Raw genomic sequence first — 16120 nt, forward strand, 5'->3', positions numbered from 1 at the left:
GAAACCCTGTGGGAGCGAGCCTGCTCGCGATGAGGGCCTAGCAGTCAACATCTCTGTTGCCTGAGGCATCGCTTTCGCGAGCATCCTCGCTCCAACATTGGGTTTCGGCAGATCAGTCAGCCTTGCAGCCACGCCCAATCAAGTCATTGGTGGCGACCCAATACGCCAGGCCTTCCTCACCCTTGACGTGCAGCGCCAGCATGTCATCGCTGTACAGCGATCCTTCAGCGCCCGGCTCAAGCTTGAGACGGTAGACCTTGTCTGCGCCGCCCAGGCGAACATCCACTTCCTTGCGCGTTGCATCGGTATAACGCCAGAGCACCTTGGCCCCGCTATCACATGTCCAACTCGTCCAGCCTTCTGCAACGGGCTCGGACGATTGTAGAAAACCCAGTTGCGAGCAACCGGCCAACAATGCCAACGCCACAACGGCGACAAAGCCTTTCATCCGTGTTCCTCGGCTGACGGCCGAGCCGCCCGCCATGAGCTAATGAGTCTGACCCGTCAAGGGCAACCATGTTCCTTGACCGGCGCTTGCGTCTCGTATTTATCCAGGCCGTCCGGTCCTGAGCGCTTGTTCAGCACCGGATTGGTCTCGGCCTGCCAGTCAGCCTGGTAACAGCCTTTTTCGGGCGCCGGCACCGTATTATCTGGCGCCGTGCCTTGCGGGCTGCTGGAGCAGGCTACCAGCAACGTCGCGGCCATCAGCGCCATGAACGTCTTGACCATCGGAACACTCCTTTGCCTGGTCAACGTCGCCTCAGGCCTTGGCCCGGCTTTCCAGGACTTCCACGGCAGGCAGCACTTTGCCCTCGACGAACTCGAGGAACGCGCCACCGCCGGTAGAAATGTAGGAGATCTGCTCGGCGACGCCATATTTATCGATGGCGGCCAGGGTGTCGCCGCCGCCCGCGATGGAAAACGCAGCGCTTTCGGCAATGGCCTGGGCCAGTACCTTGGTGCCGTTGCCGAACTGATCGAATTCGAATACGCCAACCGGGCCGTTCCACAGGATGGTCTGGGAGGATTTCAGCAGTTCGGCGAAATTGGCTGCGGTTTGCGGGCCAATGTCGAGGATCATGTCGTCTTCGGCCACATCAGCGATCAGCTTCACCGTCGCGGCGGCGCTCTCGGCGAACTCCTTGGCGACCACCACGTCCACCGGCAGCGGCACGCTGACCTTGGCGGCGATTTCACGGGCGGTTTCCAGCAGGTCCGGCTCGTACAGCGACTTGCCGACGGGATGTCCAGCGGCGGCGAGGAAGGTGTTGGCAATGCCGCCACCGACGATCAATTGGTTGCAGACCTGGCTCAGGCTGTTGAGTACATCCAGCTTGGTCGACACCTTGGAGCCAGCAACGATCGCGGCCATCGGTTGAGCTGGAGAGCCCAGGGCCTTGCCCAGCGCATCAAGCTCGGCAGCCAGCAACGGGCCAGCAGCGGCGACCTTGGCGAATTTCGCCACGCCGTGGGTCGAGCCCTCGGCACGGTGTGCGGTGCCGAAGGCGTCCATCACGAACACGTCGCAGAGGGCGGCGTATTGCTGGGCCAGTTCATCGGCGTTCTTTTTCTCGCCTTTGTTGAAGCGCACGTTTTCGAACAACACGACGTCGCCAGCCTTGACGTCGACACCACCCAGATAATCAGCCACCAGGGGCACGTCACGGCCCAGGGCCTTGCTCAGGTAGTCGGCGACAGGCTTGAGGCTGTTTTCCGCCGAGAACTCGCCTTCGGTCGGACGGCCCAGGTGCGAGCAGACCATCACCGCAGCGCCTTTTTCCAGGGCCAGCTTGATGGTCGGCAGCGAGGCCAGGATGCGCGCGTCGCTGGTGACGACACCGTCCTTGACGGGGACGTTGAGGTCTTCGCGGATCAGTACGCGCTTACCTTGCAGATCGAGGTCGGACATCTTCAACACGGTCATGGGTCGCAATTCCTGGGTAACTGTTTAGAGAGCAGGTTTATTGGAAGCTGTTTGCAGGTAGTGCTCGGCAACGTCCAGCATTCGATTGGCAAAACCCCATTCGTTGTCGAACCACGCCAGGATGTTCACAAGCCTCGGCCCGGAAACACGTGTCTGGCTGGCATCGACGATGGCCGAATGCGGGTCGTGGTTAAAATCACAGCTGGCATGAGGCAACTCGGTATAGGCCAGAAGGCCTTTGAGCGGGCCGCGGGTGGCGGCTTCGCGCAGGATCCGGTTGACCTCGGTGGCGTCGGTATCGCTCACGGTCTGCATCGTGATGTCGAGGCAGGACACGTTGACCGTCGGCACCCGCACGGCTTTGGCCTGAATTCGTCCGGCAAGTTCCGGCAACAGCCGTTCGATGCCGCGCGCCAGACCAGTGGACACGGGGATCACCGACTGGAAGGCCGAGCGGGTACGGCGCAGGTCCTCGTGGTGATAGGCGTCGATCACCGGCTGATCGTTCATTGCCGAGTGGATCGTAGTGATGGACACGTATTCCAGGCCAATGGCCTGGTCCAGCAGGCGCAACAGCGGCACGCCGCAGTTGGTGGTGCATGAGGCGTTGGACACCAGCAACTCTTCGCCGGTCAGGCAATCCTGGTTGACGCCAAAGACGATGGTGGCGTCGACGTCCGCCTCGCTGGCCATCGGCTGAGAAAACAGCACCCTTGGCGCGCCCGCAGCGATGAAACGCTGGCCATCGTCGCGAGTGTTGTAGGCGCCGGAGCATTCAAGCACCAGGTCGACACCCAGGGACGCCCAATCGATGCCTTCGGGGGTGGCACTGCGCAGGACCTTCACGCAATCGCCATTGATATGCAGACAGTCGCCCTCGACCCGCACTTCGCCGGGGAACCGGCCATGGGTGGAGTCAAAGCGTGTCAGGTATTCGATGCTGGCCATGTCGGCCAGATCGTTGATGGCCACGATCTCGAACCCAGCCTTCGCTCCTCGCTCGAACAACGCACGCAAGACGCAACGACCAATGCGGCCGTAGCCGTTGAGTGCAACTTTGTAGGGACGAGGTTGGGGCATGGGGGTTCTCTGATCGGGTGAGCCTGTTAAGACTGCATTGCCTGAACCACCGCTTTCGCGAGCAGGCTCGCTCCCACATTAGAAACGCAATCTCATGTGGGAGCGAGCCTGCTCGCGAAAGCGATAGCCCAGGCGACACAATTAGTGGATCAGTCTTCCAGCAGCTCTTCAGCCTGCCCCAGGATATTGTCCAGGGTGAAGCCGAATTCCTCGAACAGCGCCGAGGCAGGCGCCGATTCGCCATAGGTGGTCATGCCGATCACGCGACCTTCCAGGCCCACGTACTTGTACCAGTAATCAGCGTGAGCGGCTTCGATGGCAATCCGCGCGCTGACTTGCAGTGGCAACACCGCTTGCTTGTAGCCGGCGTCCTGGGCATCGAACACGCTGGTGCATGGCATGGAAACCACGCGCACGTTGCGGCCCTGCTCGGTCAGCTTGTCGTAGGCCTGGACGGCCAGGCCAACTTCCGAACCGGTGGCGATCAGGATCAGCTCAGGCTCGCCGATACAGTCCTTGAGCACATAGCCGCCACGGCTGATATCGCCGATCTGGCCGGCATCGCGGACCTGGTGTTGCAGGTTCTGGCGAGAGAAGATCAACGCCGACGGGCCGTCGTTGCGCTCGATGGCGTGTTTCCAGGCCACGGCCGACTCCACGGCGTCGCATGGGCGCCAGGTGTCCAGGTTCGGCGTGCAGCGCAGGCTCGCCAGTTGCTCGATCGGCTGGTGGGTCGGGCCGTCTTCGCCCAGGCCGATGGAGTCGTGGGTGAACACATACAGCACCCGCTTTTTCATCAGTGCCGACATGCGCACGGCGTTGCGAGCGTATTCCATGAACATCAGGAAGGTCGCGCCGTAAGGCACCAGGCCGCCATGCAAGGCAACACCGTTCATGATCGCGCTCATGCCGAATTCACGAACGCCGTAGTACATGTAGTTGCCGCTGGCGTCCTCAGCCGTCACGCCTTTGCAGCCTTTCCACAGGGTCAGGTTGGAACCAGCCAGGTCGGCCGAACCGCCCAGCAACTCCGGCAACAGCGGGCCGAAGGCATTCAGGGTGTTCTGGCTGGCCTTGCGGCTGGCGACGGTTTCGCCCTTGGCCGCGATTTCGGCGATGTACGCCGAAGCTTTTTCGGCGAAATCGGCCGGCAGCTCGCCGCTGAGGCGACGCACCAGTTCGTTGGCGAGTTCAGGGAATTCGGCGGAATAGGCCGCAAAACGCTGGTCCCACTCGGCTTCGGCCGCGCGGCCTTTTTCCTTGGCGTCCCATTCGGCATAGATGTCGGCCGGGATTTCGAACGGGCCGTGTTCCCACTTCAGCGCGGCACGGGTCAAGGCGATTTCCTCGGCCCCCAATGGCGCGCCGTGGCAGTCTTCCTTGCCCTGCTTGTTCGGCGAACCGAAACCGATGGTGGTCTTGCAGCAGATCAGGGTTGGCTGAGCGCTCTTGCGGGCCGTCTCGATGGCGATCTTGATTTCTTCCGGGTCGTGACCGTCGACGTTACGGATCACCAACCAGTTGTAGGCTTCGAAACGCTTGGGCGTGTCATCGGTGAACCAGCCTTCGACTTCGCCGTCGATGGAGATGCCGTTGTCATCGTAGAAAGCGATCAGCTTGTCCAGGCCGAGAGTGCCAGCCAGGGAAGCGACTTCGTGGGAAATGCCTTCCATCATGCAGCCATCACCCAGGAATACGTAGGTGTGATGGTCGACGACGTTGTGGCCGGGACGGTTGAACTGCGCCGCCAGGACTTTTTCCGCCAGGGCGAAGCCCACGGCGTTGGCCAGGCCTTGGCCCAGTGGACCGGTGGTGGTTTCCACGCCTGGCGTGTAGCCGTATTCCGGGTGGCCCGGGGTGCGGCTGTGCAGTTGGCGGAAGTTCTTCAGGTCATCGATCGACAGGTCATAACCGGTCAGGTGCAGCAACGAGTAAATCAACATCGAGCCGTGGCCGTTGGACAGCACGAAGCGGTCACGGTCAGCGAACGATGGGTTGCTCGGGCTGTGCTTGAGGTAATCGCGCCAAAGCACCTCGGCGATATCCGCCATACCCATGGGGGCGCCGGGATGGCCGCTGTTGGCTTTTTGCACGGCATCCATGCTGAGGGCACGAATGGCATTGGCACGCTCACGACGGCTGGGCATCGCTGATCTCCTGGGTTTTGAATAACGAAACTGAAAAAGGCGAGCATTTTCCCTCACCCACCCGCCCCGGGGCAATCAGATACTCGTCCAAAGGCGATATTTGCGGCGGATAAAGTCGCATCGGGCAGGTGAAACCTTTCCGCTGATGGTGGGTAGAGTCAAGCACACGCAAGGAAGTGCCATTTATCGAGCAATATCAAAACTTTTTGATATTGGCCTTGCGATGGACCAGGCCCGTCACTAGACTGCCGCCCATGAACTTACGCGTGCCTTCCATTCGCCATGATGACAGCGATGAGCTGGCGGCCCTTTGCAAGGCCGGCGGCGATCCGTTGCGGCTCAATGTATTGCGCGCCCTGGCGAACGACTCGTTCGGTGTATTGGAGCTGGCGCAGATCTTCGGCATTGGCCAGTCCGGCATGAGCCATCATCTCAAGGTCCTGGCCCAGGCCGACCTGGTGGCGACGCGGCGCGAAGGCAACGCGATCTTCTATCGGCGCGCCCTGCCCCACACCGAGCTTCTGGGTGGCAAGCTGCACGCCGCGCTGCTCGAAGAAGTGGACGAGCTGGACCTGCCGATGGAGGTACAGGACCGCATTGCCCAGGTCCACGGGCAACGCGCCGCCGCCAGCCAGGATTTTTTCGCACGAGTAGCAGAGAAATTTCGCGCCCAGCAGGACCTGATCGCCGGGCTGCCGCAATACCGTGACAGCGTCGTGGCACTGCTCGACAAGCTGAGCTTCGGCCCCTGTGCCACGGCGATGGAAGTCGGCCCCGGCGACGGCGCTTTCCTGCCGGAACTGGCGCGTCGCTTCAGCCAGGTGACAGCGTTGGACAACAGCCCGGCGATGCTCGAACTGGCCCGCCAGGTATGTGAGCGCGAGTCCCTGGCTAATGTCAGCCTGCAATTGGCCGATGCCCTGAACGGCGTGAGCCTGCGGGCCGATTGCGTTGTATTGAACATGGTGCTCCACCACTTTGCCGCACCGGCCGACGCGCTCAAGCACATGGCCAACCTGCTGCAACCGGGCGGTAGCCTGTTGGTGACAGAGTTATGCAGCCACAACCAGAGTTGGGCCAAGGAGGCCTGCGGTGATCTCTGGCTGGGGTTTGAACAGGACGATCTGGCCCGTTGGGCCACCGCTGCGGGCCTCGTGCCCGGGGAAAGCCTCTATGTAGGCTTACGTAATGGTTTCCAGATACAGGTCCGCCATTTTCAGCGGCCGGCTGGCGACACTCACCATCGGTAACTTGTAGGAAAACATCGAGATGAGCGAATACTCCCTTTTCACCTCCGAGTCCGTGTCTGAAGGGCATCCGGACAAAATCGCCGACCAGATTTCTGATGCGGTGCTGGACGCCATCATTGCTGAAGACAAGTTCGCCCGCGTGGCGTGCGAGACTCTGGTGAAAACGGGCGTGGCGATCATCGCCGGCGAAGTCACCACCTCGGCCTGGGTCGACCTGGAACAGATCGTTCGCGACGTGATCCTCGGCATTGGCTACAACAGCTCCGACGTCGGCTTCGACGGCGCGACCTGCGGCGTGATGAACATCATCGGCAAGCAGTCCCCGGACATCAACCAGGGCGTTGACCGCGCCAAGCCAGAAGACCAGGGCGCCGGCGACCAGGGCCTGATGTTCGGCTATGCCAGCAACGAAACCGACGTGTTGATGCCGGCTCCGATCACCTTCTCGCACCAGTTGGTCCAGCGTCAGGCCGAAGCCCGCAAATCCGGCCTGCTGCCTTGGCTGCGCCCGGATGCCAAGTCGCAAGTGACCTGCCGCTACGAAGGCGGCAAGGTCGTCGGCATCGATGCCGTCGTGCTGTCGACCCAGCACAACCCGGAAGTGTCCTACAAGGACCTGCGCGAAGGCGTGATGGAACTGATCGTCAAGCACGTGCTGCCTGCCGAACTGCTGTCCAAGGACACCCAGTTCCATATCAACCCGACCGGCCAGTTCATCATTGGCGGCCCGGTGGGCGACTGCGGCCTGACCGGTCGCAAGATCATCGTCGACAGCTACGGCGGCATGGCGCGTCACGGCGGTGGCGCGTTCTCCGGCAAGGACCCATCCAAGGTTGACCGTTCGGCGGCGTACGCCGGTCGTTATGTCGCCAAGAACATCGTCGCCGCCGGCCTGGCCGAGCGTTGCGAGATTCAGGTTTCCTACGCCATCGGCGTAGCCCAACCTACGTCCATCTCGCTGAATACCTTCGGCACCGGCAAGATCGGCGACGACAAGATCATCCAGCTGGTGCGTGAAGTGTTCGACCTGCGTCCATACGCGATCACCACTATGCTCGACCTGCTGCACCCGATGTACCAGGACACCGCAGCCTACGGCCACTTCGGTCGCACGCCGCAGACCAAGACCGTGGGCGACGACACCTTCACCACGTTCACCTGGGAAAAAACCGACCGCGCCGACGCCCTGCGCGCCGCTGCTGGCCTGTAATACGCGCTGCAATGAAAAAGCCCCTGGCGACTCGGTCGCCAGGGGCTTTTTTTGCGTTTTGACAAAGGGGTATTGCTACGTCCGCCGCGCCACCAGCAAGAACGAAGCAGCACTCGCCAGCAACGCCGCACACATCCGGTTGAACAAGCGCTTGCCGCTAGGCCGGGCAAACAATCGCCGCGCATAAATGCCCATGTAGCAATACAAGCCGATCGCCACGCATTCCAGGGCGAGGAACAGCCCGCCCAATACGGCGAACTGTTGAGTGACAGTGCCAGTACGATCAACGAACTGCGGCAGGAAAGCGGTAAATAAAAGAATCGCCTTGGGATTGCCGATTGCCACCAGAAATTCCTGGCGCGCCAGGCTGGCCATGCTCATCAAGTTGGTCGCCGCCTCGCTGCCGGCGTCAGGCTGCGCGCGCCATAACTGCACGGCGAGGTAAAAAAGATAGCCGGCGCCGACAAGCTTGATGCCCAGGAACAACAATTCCGAGGTGTGCAACACAGCCGTCAGCCCCACCGCCGCCAGGGCAATCATGATGGCAAAGGCCACCAATCGACCCACTCCGCCGCTGCACGCTCGGACGAAACCATAACGCGAGGCGTTACTGATCGATAGCAGGTTGTTCGGGCCCGGCGCCATGTTCAGCGCGAAGCAGGCAGGGATGAAGACAGCGAGCGTCGTCAGGTCCATCGTTTGCACTCCTGGCAGATCGGATCGAGCGCCCATTCTGCACCGGCCACCGACGGGTTCAAGGGACAGTTGCGCAGCCAGATCGACCCGGACTGTACCGTCGGCGATTCGCCTTCATTTCTTCGTAAAACCCCGTAACGCTCCAGGCCTCGCGCCTTTCACGGCAGCGGCTAGCCTTCGAGTACCTCATTTAGCAAGGATGCTTCGATGCTGCCGTTATTGCGCGTCTTCGCCTGTTATCTATCACTCGTGGCCCCGGCCATTGCTGCGCCGTGCCCCGATTGGCCCAAGGAGCGCGCCCAGGCGCAGGTCGACATCCTCCAGCGACAGGTCGACGCCTGGGACGATGCCTATCATCGCCTCGGCCGCGCCCTGGTGGCCGACGAGCTGTACGACCAGTCCCGCATGCAGCTGGAGCAATGGCGCCGTTGCCAGGGCCTAGCCCCCCTAGCCTCGTCCTTGCGAACGGCGGGCGGAAAAGTACCGCACCCTGTCGCTCATACGGGCCTGGATAAACTCCAGGATGCCAAAGCCGTGGGGAACTGGCTTGAAGGGCGATCGGACGTCTGGGTCCAGCCAAAGGTCGATGGTGTCGCGGTGACCCTTATCTATCACGGTGGGCACCTGCAACAGGCAATCAGCCGCGGCGATGGCAACCACGGGCACGACTGGACTTCGAACGCCCACAAGATCGAGGCCATTCCCCGCCAGTTGCGTCAACCCACGGACCTGCTCGTTCAGGGCGAGTTGTATTGGCGGCTCGACGATCATGTACAAGCCACTCGTGGCGGACTCAATGCCCGATCGGCGGTGGCCGGGTTGATGGCCCGCAAAGACCTGCCCCCCGGCCAGGCATCAGGAATCGGCCTGTTTGTTTGGGACTGGCCCGAGGGCCCGGCGACCCTGCCCGAACGGATCGCCGCGCTGAACGAGCTGGGCTTTGCCGATACGACCGGCTACAGCCAGCCTGTCGAGGCATTGGCCGATGCCGAACACTGGCGCAACCACTGGTATCGCACGCCCCTGCCATTTGCCAGCGATGGAATCGTGCTGCGCCAGAGCCACCGCCCACCGGCCGACCGCTGGCAGGCCCGGGCGCCGTTCTGGAGCGTGGCCTGGAAGTACCCGTACGCCCAGGCCCTGGCGCAGGTACGCAAGGTGCGTTTCAAGATCGGCCGTACCGGGCGCATCACACCCGTGCTGGAGCTTGAGCCCGTGACGCTCGATGATCGCCAGATCCAGCGGGTAAGCGTCAGCTCGCTCAAGCGTTGGGAGCAGATGGACATCCGCCCCGGCGACCAGGTGGCCATCAGCCTGGCCGGGTTGACCATTCCACGGCTCGACAGCGTTGTACTGCGCAGCGTCGAGCGCCCGGACCTCGAGGTACCGATCGCCGCCAACTACCACTTCCTGAGTTGCTGGCAGCCGACGCCCGGTTGCGAAAGCCAGTTCCTTGCGCGCTTGAACTGGCTCAGTGGCAAACATGGGCTCGGCCTGCCCCATGTCGGCCCCGGCACCTGGGAAAAGCTGCTGGCCGCGGGTCGACTCGACGGATTACTGGATTGGTTGACCCTCGATGCCACGGAGCTTGCTAACATTGCCGGTTTCGGCGAGCGCAGCAGCGCCCGCCTGCTGGCCAGCCTGCACAGCGCACGGCAGCAGCCTTTTCGGCGATGGCTCAAGGCCCTTGGCCTGCCGCCCACTGCTGAGGCCAAGCTGGACGGATCGTGGCAGGCGCTGGCTGGGCGCAGCATTGAACAATGGCAAGCCGAAGCCGGTATCGGGCCGGGACGCGCCGCGCAACTGAGCGCTTTTTTTCGCGACCCGCAGGTGCTGGCCTTGAGAGAAACACTACACACCGCTGGCGTCGACGGTTTCTGATTCGACCCGGCGCGGTTGAACCCAAGGGGCGGACATGCGTTCCAACAGCGCATCTACACCGACCGCCCGAGAGCCTTTATACGGAGTTGCTATGAATTTCCTGTCCCCCGTTGCCCTGCTCGCCCTGTGCGGTGCCATGGCTTCGCCTTTGATGGCAACTGAGCAACCCCCGGAGCTGACCGGGTGCGCGGCAAAGCGCCAGGGCATCATCAACCAGATCGAACTGGCCAAGTCCCGAGGCAATTCGGCCCAGCAAGCCGGGCTCGAAACAGCGCTGAACGAAGTGACCACTCATTGCACGGACGCATCCTTGCGCAAGGAGCGGGAAAACAAGGTCCTCGAGGCCAAGCACGAGGTGAGTCGTCGCCAGGCCGACCTGGAAAAAGCCATGAAGAAAGGCGACGCGGAGCGAATCAACAAGCGTAAAGACAAACTGGCGGCTTCCCGCAAGGAATTGCAGGAAGCGGTGGATGAGTTGGATAAATAAGCGGCAAGCTGCAAGTTTCAAGCGGCAAGCTCAAAGCGCCATGCTTTGAAACTGCCCATTGCTTCACGATCAGTGATTGCGAAACTCTTTATGGCAGGCACTGCACGCATCTTCGACTTTCTGCACCGCCGGCCCCAGGTTGCTGGCCCTGTAAGGCTGGACCTTGCTGGCCGTCACCAATTCACCGGTGGCCGCCTCAAGATTGCGGGCCAGTTCCTGAAAGCGCGCCTGCTTTTGCCAAACCTCATCCGTGGCGCTGGTGTGGTCTTCTTCACGAACCGGCGGGAAGTGCTTCCAAGGTTCGTGAGACAGTTGGTCCAGCTTTACCGCGCCGTCGGCAAAACGCACGCCGTCGAACGGAACTCGGCCGCGCAGCATGCCGCCCAGTTCTTCACTGGTCTTGAGCATCTGTTTGAAAATCGCCTTGCGCTGGCCCAGGGGAGAGTTGGGATCGACGCCACCGCAGCCGGATAACATCAGGCAGGCCAGCACAGCCATGGAAAATCGTCTTACAAACATCTTTGCCTCGGGACAGGAAACGGCCGTTAGTATCCCCGGGTCGCCAGAAAAGACCAATGGCCCTATCAACAATACGGGTTGTCGAGTGCGCGAAGGCACCCGACGATTGCAAAGGAAACCTTCATGAATAGCCGCTTCAAGTCATGGCACAAAAACCTGGCGCTGACACTGCCGTTGATCGTGCTGCTGGCCGGCTGCAATCGCGGCGAAAAGGTCGAAGAACCCAAGACCCACGCCCTTGCCACTTACGTCAACGCACCTTGGGAAGCGTTGCCGCCGGTGTCCGATGAGGACCTGCTGGCCGGCTTCGGCTCCTGGCGCAGCGCGTGCGTCCGGCTCAAGGCGGACGCGAGCTGGGGCCCAACCTGCGCGGCAGCGGTGAATGTGCCGCAGACCCCACAGGATGTTCGCAACTTCCTCAAGCAGACCCTGGATGTCTATGGTCTGCGTTCGGGGGACAACAGCCCCAACGGCCTGATTACCGGCTACTACGAACCGGTCTATCCCGGCAGCCTCACCCAGACTGCCACCGCCAACGTGCCAGTCTACGGTGTACCGGAGGACATGATCATTGTGTCGCTGGACAGCATTTATCCCGAGCTCAAGGGCAAACGCCTGCGCGGCCGTCTCGAAGGCCGGGTGCTCAAGCCGTATGACGACGCCGCCACCATCGAGAACAGCGGGGTGAAGGCGCCTGTCATCGCCTGGCTGACAGATCCGATGAACCTGCAATTCCTGCAAATCCAGGGCTCGGGGCGCATCCGTCTCGATGATGGCCGCCAACTGCGCATCGGTTATGCCGACCAGAACGGCCACCCGTATCGCCCCATTGGCCGCTGGCTGGTTGAGCAGGGCGAGCTGAAAAAAGAAGACGTGACCATGGGCACCATCAGTGCCTGGGCCAAGGCCCACCCGAACCGTATTCCCGAATTGCTGGCCAGCAATCCGAGCTACGTATTCTTCAACCGCAACCCCGACAGCAATGAAGGCCCGCGAGGCTCGCTGAACGTCCCTTTGACCGCGGGCTACAGCGTGGCCGTGGACCGCAAGGTAATTCCCTTGGGCAGTCTGTTGTGGCTGTCCACGACTCGACCCGACGGCAGCGCTTTGAACCGCCCCGTTGCAGCACAGGACACGGGAGGTGCGATTACCGGCGAAGTGCGTGCGGACCTGTTCTGGGGCACGGGCGAGGCCGCCGGGCAATTGGCGGGGGATATGAAGCAACAAGGCCAGATCTGGATGCTGTGGCCCAAGGGGATGGCGTTGCCTCAGGTGCCGCAGGTGGCGAATGCGGTCAGCGCCAATCCTTGAAGGACGTGTTTATTGTCCTGGCCCCATCGCGAGCTTGCTCGCGAGAGGCCGGCAAAAACACCGAAACGCCAAAGCCGGGTTCAAGCCGAAACGAAGAAGAAACTCGCCACCAACCCTACCCCCACGAACCATACCAGCGAACGCAAGACTGCCCAGTCGGCCAAATAGCAAATGATGTAGAGCAGGCGGCTGGTGATGAACAACACAGCCAGGACGTTGATGGTCACCAGTTCGGCATTGCCGGCCAGGTGCGCAACGATCACGGCGGCGGCAAAGAACGGAGCGATTTCGAAACTGTTCAGTTGCGCGGCGTAGGCGCGCCGGGGAGCACCTTCGAGTGAGTCGAGAAAGTCCCGGGGATCGTGGTTATCTTGCAGCCTATATTTCCCGCCTGCCTTGGCGATGCCGATACACAGGTAAGGCAGGAGAAAAGCGATCAAAACACACCACAGGGCAACTGTCATACCGCATTTTCCTTTTTTAGTTTTAGAGATTCGAAGGCAAGCATCTCAGGATTTCATCACCAGCATGCCAACCTGCACCAGCCCGCAGGCTAAGAGTCGCTGCCAGCCGAAAGGTTCTTTCAGGCAGTGCATGCCTAAGAACACGCGCTCCATTACGCCTGCAGAATAGACTCGCGATCCGTTAGCAGCCGTTTATACTGCACTCGACCACGCCGCACTCAGTTGCGCATAGACCAATTCCAATAATTCTGCCGCCGCCTCGTTCGTCCGAACCAAGGCGTCGGCATGCGTATGCCTGATCCGAGCGTCAAGACTACAGACAGAGACCTTGCGCATGCCACTCGCCTTGCTTGCTTTGGCCGTTGCCGCTTTTGGCATCGGCACGACCGAATTCGTCATCATGGGCTTGCTGCCCGACGTCGCCCGAGACCTGGCCGTGAGTATTCCTCACGCCGGGTTGCTGATTACCGGTTATGCCCTGGGGGTTGTGTTCGGCGCGCCGATCCTGGCGATCGGCACCGCGAACATGCCGCGCAAGGCCACGCTGCTGGGAATGACCCTGATGTTCATTCTGGGCAACGTGCTCTGCGCCCTGGCGCCGAACTACACCACCCTCATGGCCGCCCGGGTCATCACTGCGTTATGCCACGGGGCGTTTTTTGGTATCGGCTCGGTGGTGGCGGCCGGGTTGGTGGCGCCGAACAAACGAGCCCAGGCGATCGCGATGATGTTCACCGGCCTGACCTTGGCGAATGTCCTGGGCGTGCCGCTGGGTACGGCCTTGGGCCAATATGCCGGCTGGCGGTCGACGTTCTGGGCTGTGTCGGTGATCGGTGTGATCGCGGCCATCGCCCAGTGGGTCTGGCTGCCAAAGGAAATCCCGATGGACAAGGCCAACCTCGCCAGCGAATTCAAGGTATTGGGCAAGGCCAACGTGTTATTGGCCCTGGGCATGAGCGTGCTGGCCTCCACCAGCCTGTTCAGCGTATTCACCTACATCGCGCCGATCCTGCAGGACATCACCGGCGTCAGCCCTCACGGTGTCACCGTCATGCTGTTGCTATTCGGGGTCGGCCTGACGGCGGGGAGTTTCCTCGGTGGACGCCTGGCCGACCGGCGCTTGCTGCCATCCCTGGTGGGCATGGCGCTGGCCGTGGTGCTGGTGCTCGCCGCCTTCAGCCAGACCAGCCGATCGGTGATCCCGGCGGCGATTACCCTGGTGCTGTGGGGCGTCTTTGCCTTCGCCCTTTGTCCGATCCTGCAACTGCTGATCATTGACCAGGCCCATGAGGCCCCGAACCTCGGCTCGACCCTGAACCAGAGCGCGTTCAACCTTGGCAATGCCGCCGGCGCGTGGATCGGCGGCCTGGTCGTCGCCAGCGGGGCCGACCTTGCGGATCTGCCGTGGACCGGCGCCCTGGTTGGCGGGCTGACCGTACTGGCCGCGCTTTACTTTATTTTTCGGCAGCGTCGCTTGGGCGCCGTGGCACGCCTTGCCGACTGAGGGGCGTATTGGTCTCGCTGCGCACTTGGGCGTGGCTGATCAGCGCGAAGATGAAACTGCCGCCAATAATGTTCCCCGCCAACGTCGGTGCGGCGAACACCATCCAGAAGTCTTCCCACGACAGCTGGCCGGCAAACACCAGGTAAGACACCTCGGCCGAGCCGACGACGATGTGGGTGAAATCCCCAAGCGCCATGAGGTAAGTGATCAGCACGATGATCCACATCTTGGCGCTTTCCATGGACGGGATCATCCAGACCATGGTGGCGATCATCCAGCCGGAGATGATGCCCTTGGCGAACATCTGGCCCGTGTCGTTTTCCATGACCTTGCGACCGATATCGAGAAAGGCCAGGTCGGTGCGCTGGTCGAAAATCGGTAGATGCAGCATCACGTAGGCCACCAGCAGCGTGCCGCAGAGGTTACCCACCAGCACCACGCTCCATAGCCGGAACAACCGGCCGAAGTTGCCCAGTGTCGGCTTGCTCATGATCGGCAGCACAGCGGTCAGGGTATTTTCGGTAAACAATTGCTGGCGCGCGAGGATCACCGCCAGGAAGCCCGCGCAATAGCCGAGGCTGGCGATCACCTTGAAACCTTCATGATCCGGCAACCGCGAGTTGAGCAGCCCCATCGCCATCAGCGACAGCCCCATGGTCAACCCGGCCGCAAGGGCCGACCACCACAGCGCCGCCACGCTGCGCTCCAATTCCTGGTCACCCTGGGTGCGGATGATTTCATGCAACACCGCGGCGCGAGGCGGCTGGTTGCGGTCGACTTCGTGCTGCTCCTCTGCCGAGAGATCAGGGGTCTTGCCGTCTTTATGAGTGTCCATACAGCTCCTGAACCGGTGGCGTGATGTAGCTACGACACGCGGCGTACGGAGCTGTTCAGTGGTGCCCGCAAATGAGAGGCATATCGCCATCCTATTCGATGGCATCGTCCTGGAATTGATCCTTGACGTACTTGATCTCGGTCCGGCCATGGGGGGCGGGCAAGCCGTCTTCGCCAAGATTGACGAAGACCATTTTTTCCACCGTCAGGATGCTTTTGCGGGTGATCTTGTTGCGCACTTCGCAGGTGAGGGTGATGGAGGTACGACCAAACTCCGTGGCGGTGATACCCAGTTCGATGATGTCGCCCTGGCGCGAAGCGCTGACAAAATTGATTTCGGAGATGTACTTGGTGACCACGCGCTGGTTGCCCAGCTGGACGATGGCATAGATGGCCGCCTCTTCGTCGATCCAGCGCAACAGGCTGCCACCGAACAGCGTGCCATTGGGATTGAGGTCTTCGGGCTTGACCCATTTGCGGGTGTGGAAATTCATGATCACTCCTGGACGTCTGGCCGATGAATGCCCGCATCATGGCAGACCGTGCAGATCCGCTCTACGCCGCGGCGCCTATAACGATCATCGGCAATTTTGATTTGCCGACAGAAACCCTTTGGAAGATCCGCTTAGCCCGTTATAATCGCCCCGCTTTACCCGGCCCACCCTTTGGTCCGGTCCCGCCACCTGTCCGAGGGGCGCTGCAGCAGGCTCGACCTGTCAGGCTCGGATGGGGCGTTGCTTGTACGGGGCTCCCCGCACAGGCACTAAACGCACAACGGCGCCCATTCGCATACATTACGAATGGAGGCTCTTG

At 61.6% G+C, this 16120-nt stretch carries 16 protein-coding genes, 1 pseudogene and 1 riboswitch; of the genes and pseudogenes, 6 read left to right on the forward strand and 11 right to left on the reverse strand.

Going from position 1 to position 16120, the window contains the following annotated elements:
* Positions 1 to 112 precede the first annotated feature (112 nt).
* From J3P76_RS23645 to tkt, 5 genes are all read right to left on the reverse strand, one after another.
* Positions 113 to 448 carry an MliC family protein gene (locus tag J3P76_RS23645; protein ID WP_434609082.1) on the reverse strand — a complete coding sequence of 112 codons (336 nt, stop codon included), beginning with the start codon at positions 446 to 448 and terminating at the stop codon, positions 113 to 115.
* A 56-nt stretch (positions 449 to 504) separates the two neighbouring features.
* Entirely contained in the window at positions 505 to 729 is a 225-nt protein-coding gene (locus J3P76_RS23650) for a hypothetical protein (RefSeq protein ID WP_420764981.1), read from the reverse strand.
* Between the two features lie 31 nt (positions 730 to 760).
* On the reverse strand, positions 761 to 1924 hold the full coding sequence (locus J3P76_RS23655) for a phosphoglycerate kinase (protein ID WP_420764982.1): 1164 nt from the start codon (positions 1922 to 1924) through the stop codon (positions 761 to 763).
* 24 nt (positions 1925 to 1948) lie between these two features.
* Entirely contained in the window at positions 1949 to 3004 is a 1056-nt protein-coding gene (gene epd / locus J3P76_RS23660) for an erythrose-4-phosphate dehydrogenase (protein WP_420764983.1), read from the reverse strand.
* Positions 3005 to 3153: 149 nt separating this feature from the next.
* Entirely contained in the window at positions 3154 to 5151 is a 1998-nt protein-coding gene (tkt, locus tag J3P76_RS23665) for a transketolase (RefSeq protein WP_420764984.1), read from the reverse strand.
* 254 nt (positions 5152 to 5405) lie between these two features.
* On the opposite strand from tkt, the gene J3P76_RS23670 reads away from it, so the two are divergent.
* Both J3P76_RS23670 and metK read left to right on the forward strand, forming a co-directional pair.
* On the forward strand, positions 5406 to 6401 hold the full coding sequence (locus J3P76_RS23670) for an ArsR/SmtB family transcription factor (protein ID WP_420764985.1): 996 nt from the start codon (positions 5406 to 5408) through the stop codon (positions 6399 to 6401).
* A gap of 19 nt (positions 6402 to 6420) precedes the next feature.
* Positions 6421 to 7611: a methionine adenosyltransferase gene (gene metK, locus J3P76_RS23675; RefSeq protein ID WP_030137860.1), complete on the forward strand. Its 1191-nt coding sequence runs from the start codon at positions 6421 to 6423 to the stop codon at positions 7609 to 7611.
* Positions 7612 to 7686: 75 nt separating this feature from the next.
* Here the strand turns inward: metK and J3P76_RS23680 are convergent, their stop codons facing one another.
* Positions 7687 to 8307 (reverse strand): LysE family translocator, encoded by a 621-nt coding sequence (locus J3P76_RS23680; protein WP_434561859.1) that lies wholly within the window; start codon positions 8305 to 8307, stop codon positions 7687 to 7689.
* A gap of 207 nt (positions 8308 to 8514) precedes the next feature.
* Here J3P76_RS23680 and ligB point away from each other — a divergent pair, with 207 nt between their 5' ends.
* Positions 8515 to 10188: an NAD-dependent DNA ligase LigB gene (ligB, locus tag J3P76_RS23685; RefSeq protein WP_434701307.1), complete on the forward strand. Its 1674-nt coding sequence runs from the start codon at positions 8515 to 8517 to the stop codon at positions 10186 to 10188.
* Positions 10189 to 10279: 91 nt separating this feature from the next.
* A complete protein-coding gene (locus J3P76_RS23690; protein WP_420764988.1) occupies positions 10280 to 10675 on the forward strand; it encodes a DUF1090 domain-containing protein in 396 nt (131 codons plus the stop codon).
* 69 nt (positions 10676 to 10744) lie between these two features.
* Here J3P76_RS23690 and J3P76_RS23695 read toward each other — a convergent pair whose 3' ends face one another.
* Positions 10745 to 11194 carry a c-type cytochrome gene (locus J3P76_RS23695; RefSeq protein WP_420764989.1) on the reverse strand — a complete coding sequence of 150 codons (450 nt, stop codon included), beginning with the start codon at positions 11192 to 11194 and terminating at the stop codon, positions 10745 to 10747.
* 123 nt (positions 11195 to 11317) lie between these two features.
* Between J3P76_RS23695 and mltA the strand changes: the two genes are divergently transcribed.
* The gene (mltA, locus tag J3P76_RS23700; RefSeq protein WP_434561853.1) at positions 11318 to 12505 is read left to right on the forward strand and encodes a murein transglycosylase A; all 1188 of its coding nucleotides are present in this window, start codon (positions 11318 to 11320) and stop codon (positions 12503 to 12505) included.
* Positions 12506 to 12585: 80 nt separating this feature from the next.
* Here mltA and J3P76_RS23705 read toward each other — a convergent pair whose 3' ends face one another.
* Positions 12586 to 12969 carry an MAPEG family protein gene (locus J3P76_RS23705; protein WP_420764991.1) on the reverse strand — a complete coding sequence of 128 codons (384 nt, stop codon included), beginning with the start codon at positions 12967 to 12969 and terminating at the stop codon, positions 12586 to 12588.
* Positions 12970 to 13014: 45 nt separating this feature from the next.
* Positions 13015 to 13113 (reverse strand): annotated as a pseudogene (locus J3P76_RS23710) (EamA family transporter); the annotation flags it as partial.
* A gap of 190 nt (positions 13114 to 13303) precedes the next feature.
* Here J3P76_RS23710 and J3P76_RS23715 point away from each other — a divergent pair.
* The gene (locus J3P76_RS23715; protein ID WP_434561849.1) at positions 13304 to 14473 is read left to right on the forward strand and encodes an MFS transporter; all 1170 of its coding nucleotides are present in this window, start codon (positions 13304 to 13306) and stop codon (positions 14471 to 14473) included.
* Here the strand turns inward: J3P76_RS23715 and J3P76_RS23720 are convergent.
* Positions 14424 to 15308: a formate/nitrite transporter family protein gene (locus tag J3P76_RS23720; protein WP_434561847.1), complete on the reverse strand. Its 885-nt coding sequence runs from the start codon at positions 15306 to 15308 to the stop codon at positions 14424 to 14426. The genes J3P76_RS23715 and J3P76_RS23720 overlap by 50 nt on opposite strands.
* Before the next feature lie 91 nt (positions 15309 to 15399).
* Entirely contained in the window at positions 15400 to 15801 is a 402-nt protein-coding gene (locus J3P76_RS23725; RefSeq protein WP_420764994.1) for an acyl-CoA thioesterase, read from the reverse strand.
* Between the two features lie 189 nt (positions 15802 to 15990).
* A riboswitch (S-adenosyl-L-homocysteine riboswitch) is annotated at positions 15991 to 16097 on the forward strand.
* The last annotated feature ends 23 nt before the right edge of the window (positions 16098 to 16120 follow it).

Origin of the sequence: Pseudomonas sp. D1-36 (assembly GCF_051132205.1) — a bacterium.
Classification (GTDB): Bacteria; Pseudomonadota; Gammaproteobacteria; order Pseudomonadales; family Pseudomonadaceae; genus Aquipseudomonas.

What these genes read in the sequence shown, in the direction of transcription:
- J3P76_RS23670 (WP_420764985.1), top strand. Translation starts at nt 5,406, where the DNA reads ATGAACTTACGCGTGCCTTCCATTCGCCATGATGACAGCGATGAGCTG.
- J3P76_RS23680 (WP_434561859.1), bottom strand. Translation starts at nt 8,307, where the DNA reads ATGGACCTGACGACGCTCGCTGTCTTCATCCCTGCCTGCTTCGCGCTG.
- epd (WP_420764983.1), bottom strand. Translation starts at nt 3,004, where the DNA reads ATGCCCCAACCTCGTCCCTACAAAGTTGCACTCAACGGCTACGGCCGC.
- J3P76_RS23705 (WP_420764991.1), bottom strand. Translation starts at nt 12,969, where the DNA reads ATGACAGTTGCCCTGTGGTGTGTTTTGATCGCTTTTCTCCTGCCTTAC.
- J3P76_RS23655 (WP_420764982.1), bottom strand. Translation starts at nt 1,924, where the DNA reads ATGACCGTGTTGAAGATGTCCGACCTCGATCTGCAAGGTAAGCGCGTA.
- mltA (WP_434561853.1), top strand. Translation starts at nt 11,318, where the DNA reads ATGAATAGCCGCTTCAAGTCATGGCACAAAAACCTGGCGCTGACACTG.
- metK (WP_030137860.1), top strand. Translation starts at nt 6,421, where the DNA reads ATGAGCGAATACTCCCTTTTCACCTCCGAGTCCGTGTCTGAAGGGCAT.
- J3P76_RS23695 (WP_420764989.1), bottom strand. Translation starts at nt 11,194, where the DNA reads ATGTTTGTAAGACGATTTTCCATGGCTGTGCTGGCCTGCCTGATGTTA.
- tkt (WP_420764984.1), bottom strand. Translation starts at nt 5,151, where the DNA reads ATGCCCAGCCGTCGTGAGCGTGCCAATGCCATTCGTGCCCTCAGCATG.
- J3P76_RS23725 (WP_420764994.1), bottom strand. Translation starts at nt 15,801, where the DNA reads ATGAATTTCCACACCCGCAAATGGGTCAAGCCCGAAGACCTCAATCCC.
- J3P76_RS23720 (WP_434561847.1), bottom strand. Translation starts at nt 15,308, where the DNA reads ATGGACACTCATAAAGACGGCAAGACCCCTGATCTCTCGGCAGAGGAG.
- J3P76_RS23715 (WP_434561849.1), top strand. Translation starts at nt 13,304, where the DNA reads ATGCCACTCGCCTTGCTTGCTTTGGCCGTTGCCGCTTTTGGCATCGGC.
- J3P76_RS23690 (WP_420764988.1), top strand. Translation starts at nt 10,280, where the DNA reads ATGAATTTCCTGTCCCCCGTTGCCCTGCTCGCCCTGTGCGGTGCCATG.
- J3P76_RS23645 (WP_434609082.1), bottom strand. Translation starts at nt 448, where the DNA reads ATGAAAGGCTTTGTCGCCGTTGTGGCGTTGGCATTGTTGGCCGGTTGC.
- J3P76_RS23650 (WP_420764981.1), bottom strand. Translation starts at nt 729, where the DNA reads ATGGTCAAGACGTTCATGGCGCTGATGGCCGCGACGTTGCTGGTAGCC.
- ligB (WP_434701307.1), top strand. Translation starts at nt 8,515, where the DNA reads ATGCTGCCGTTATTGCGCGTCTTCGCCTGTTATCTATCACTCGTGGCC.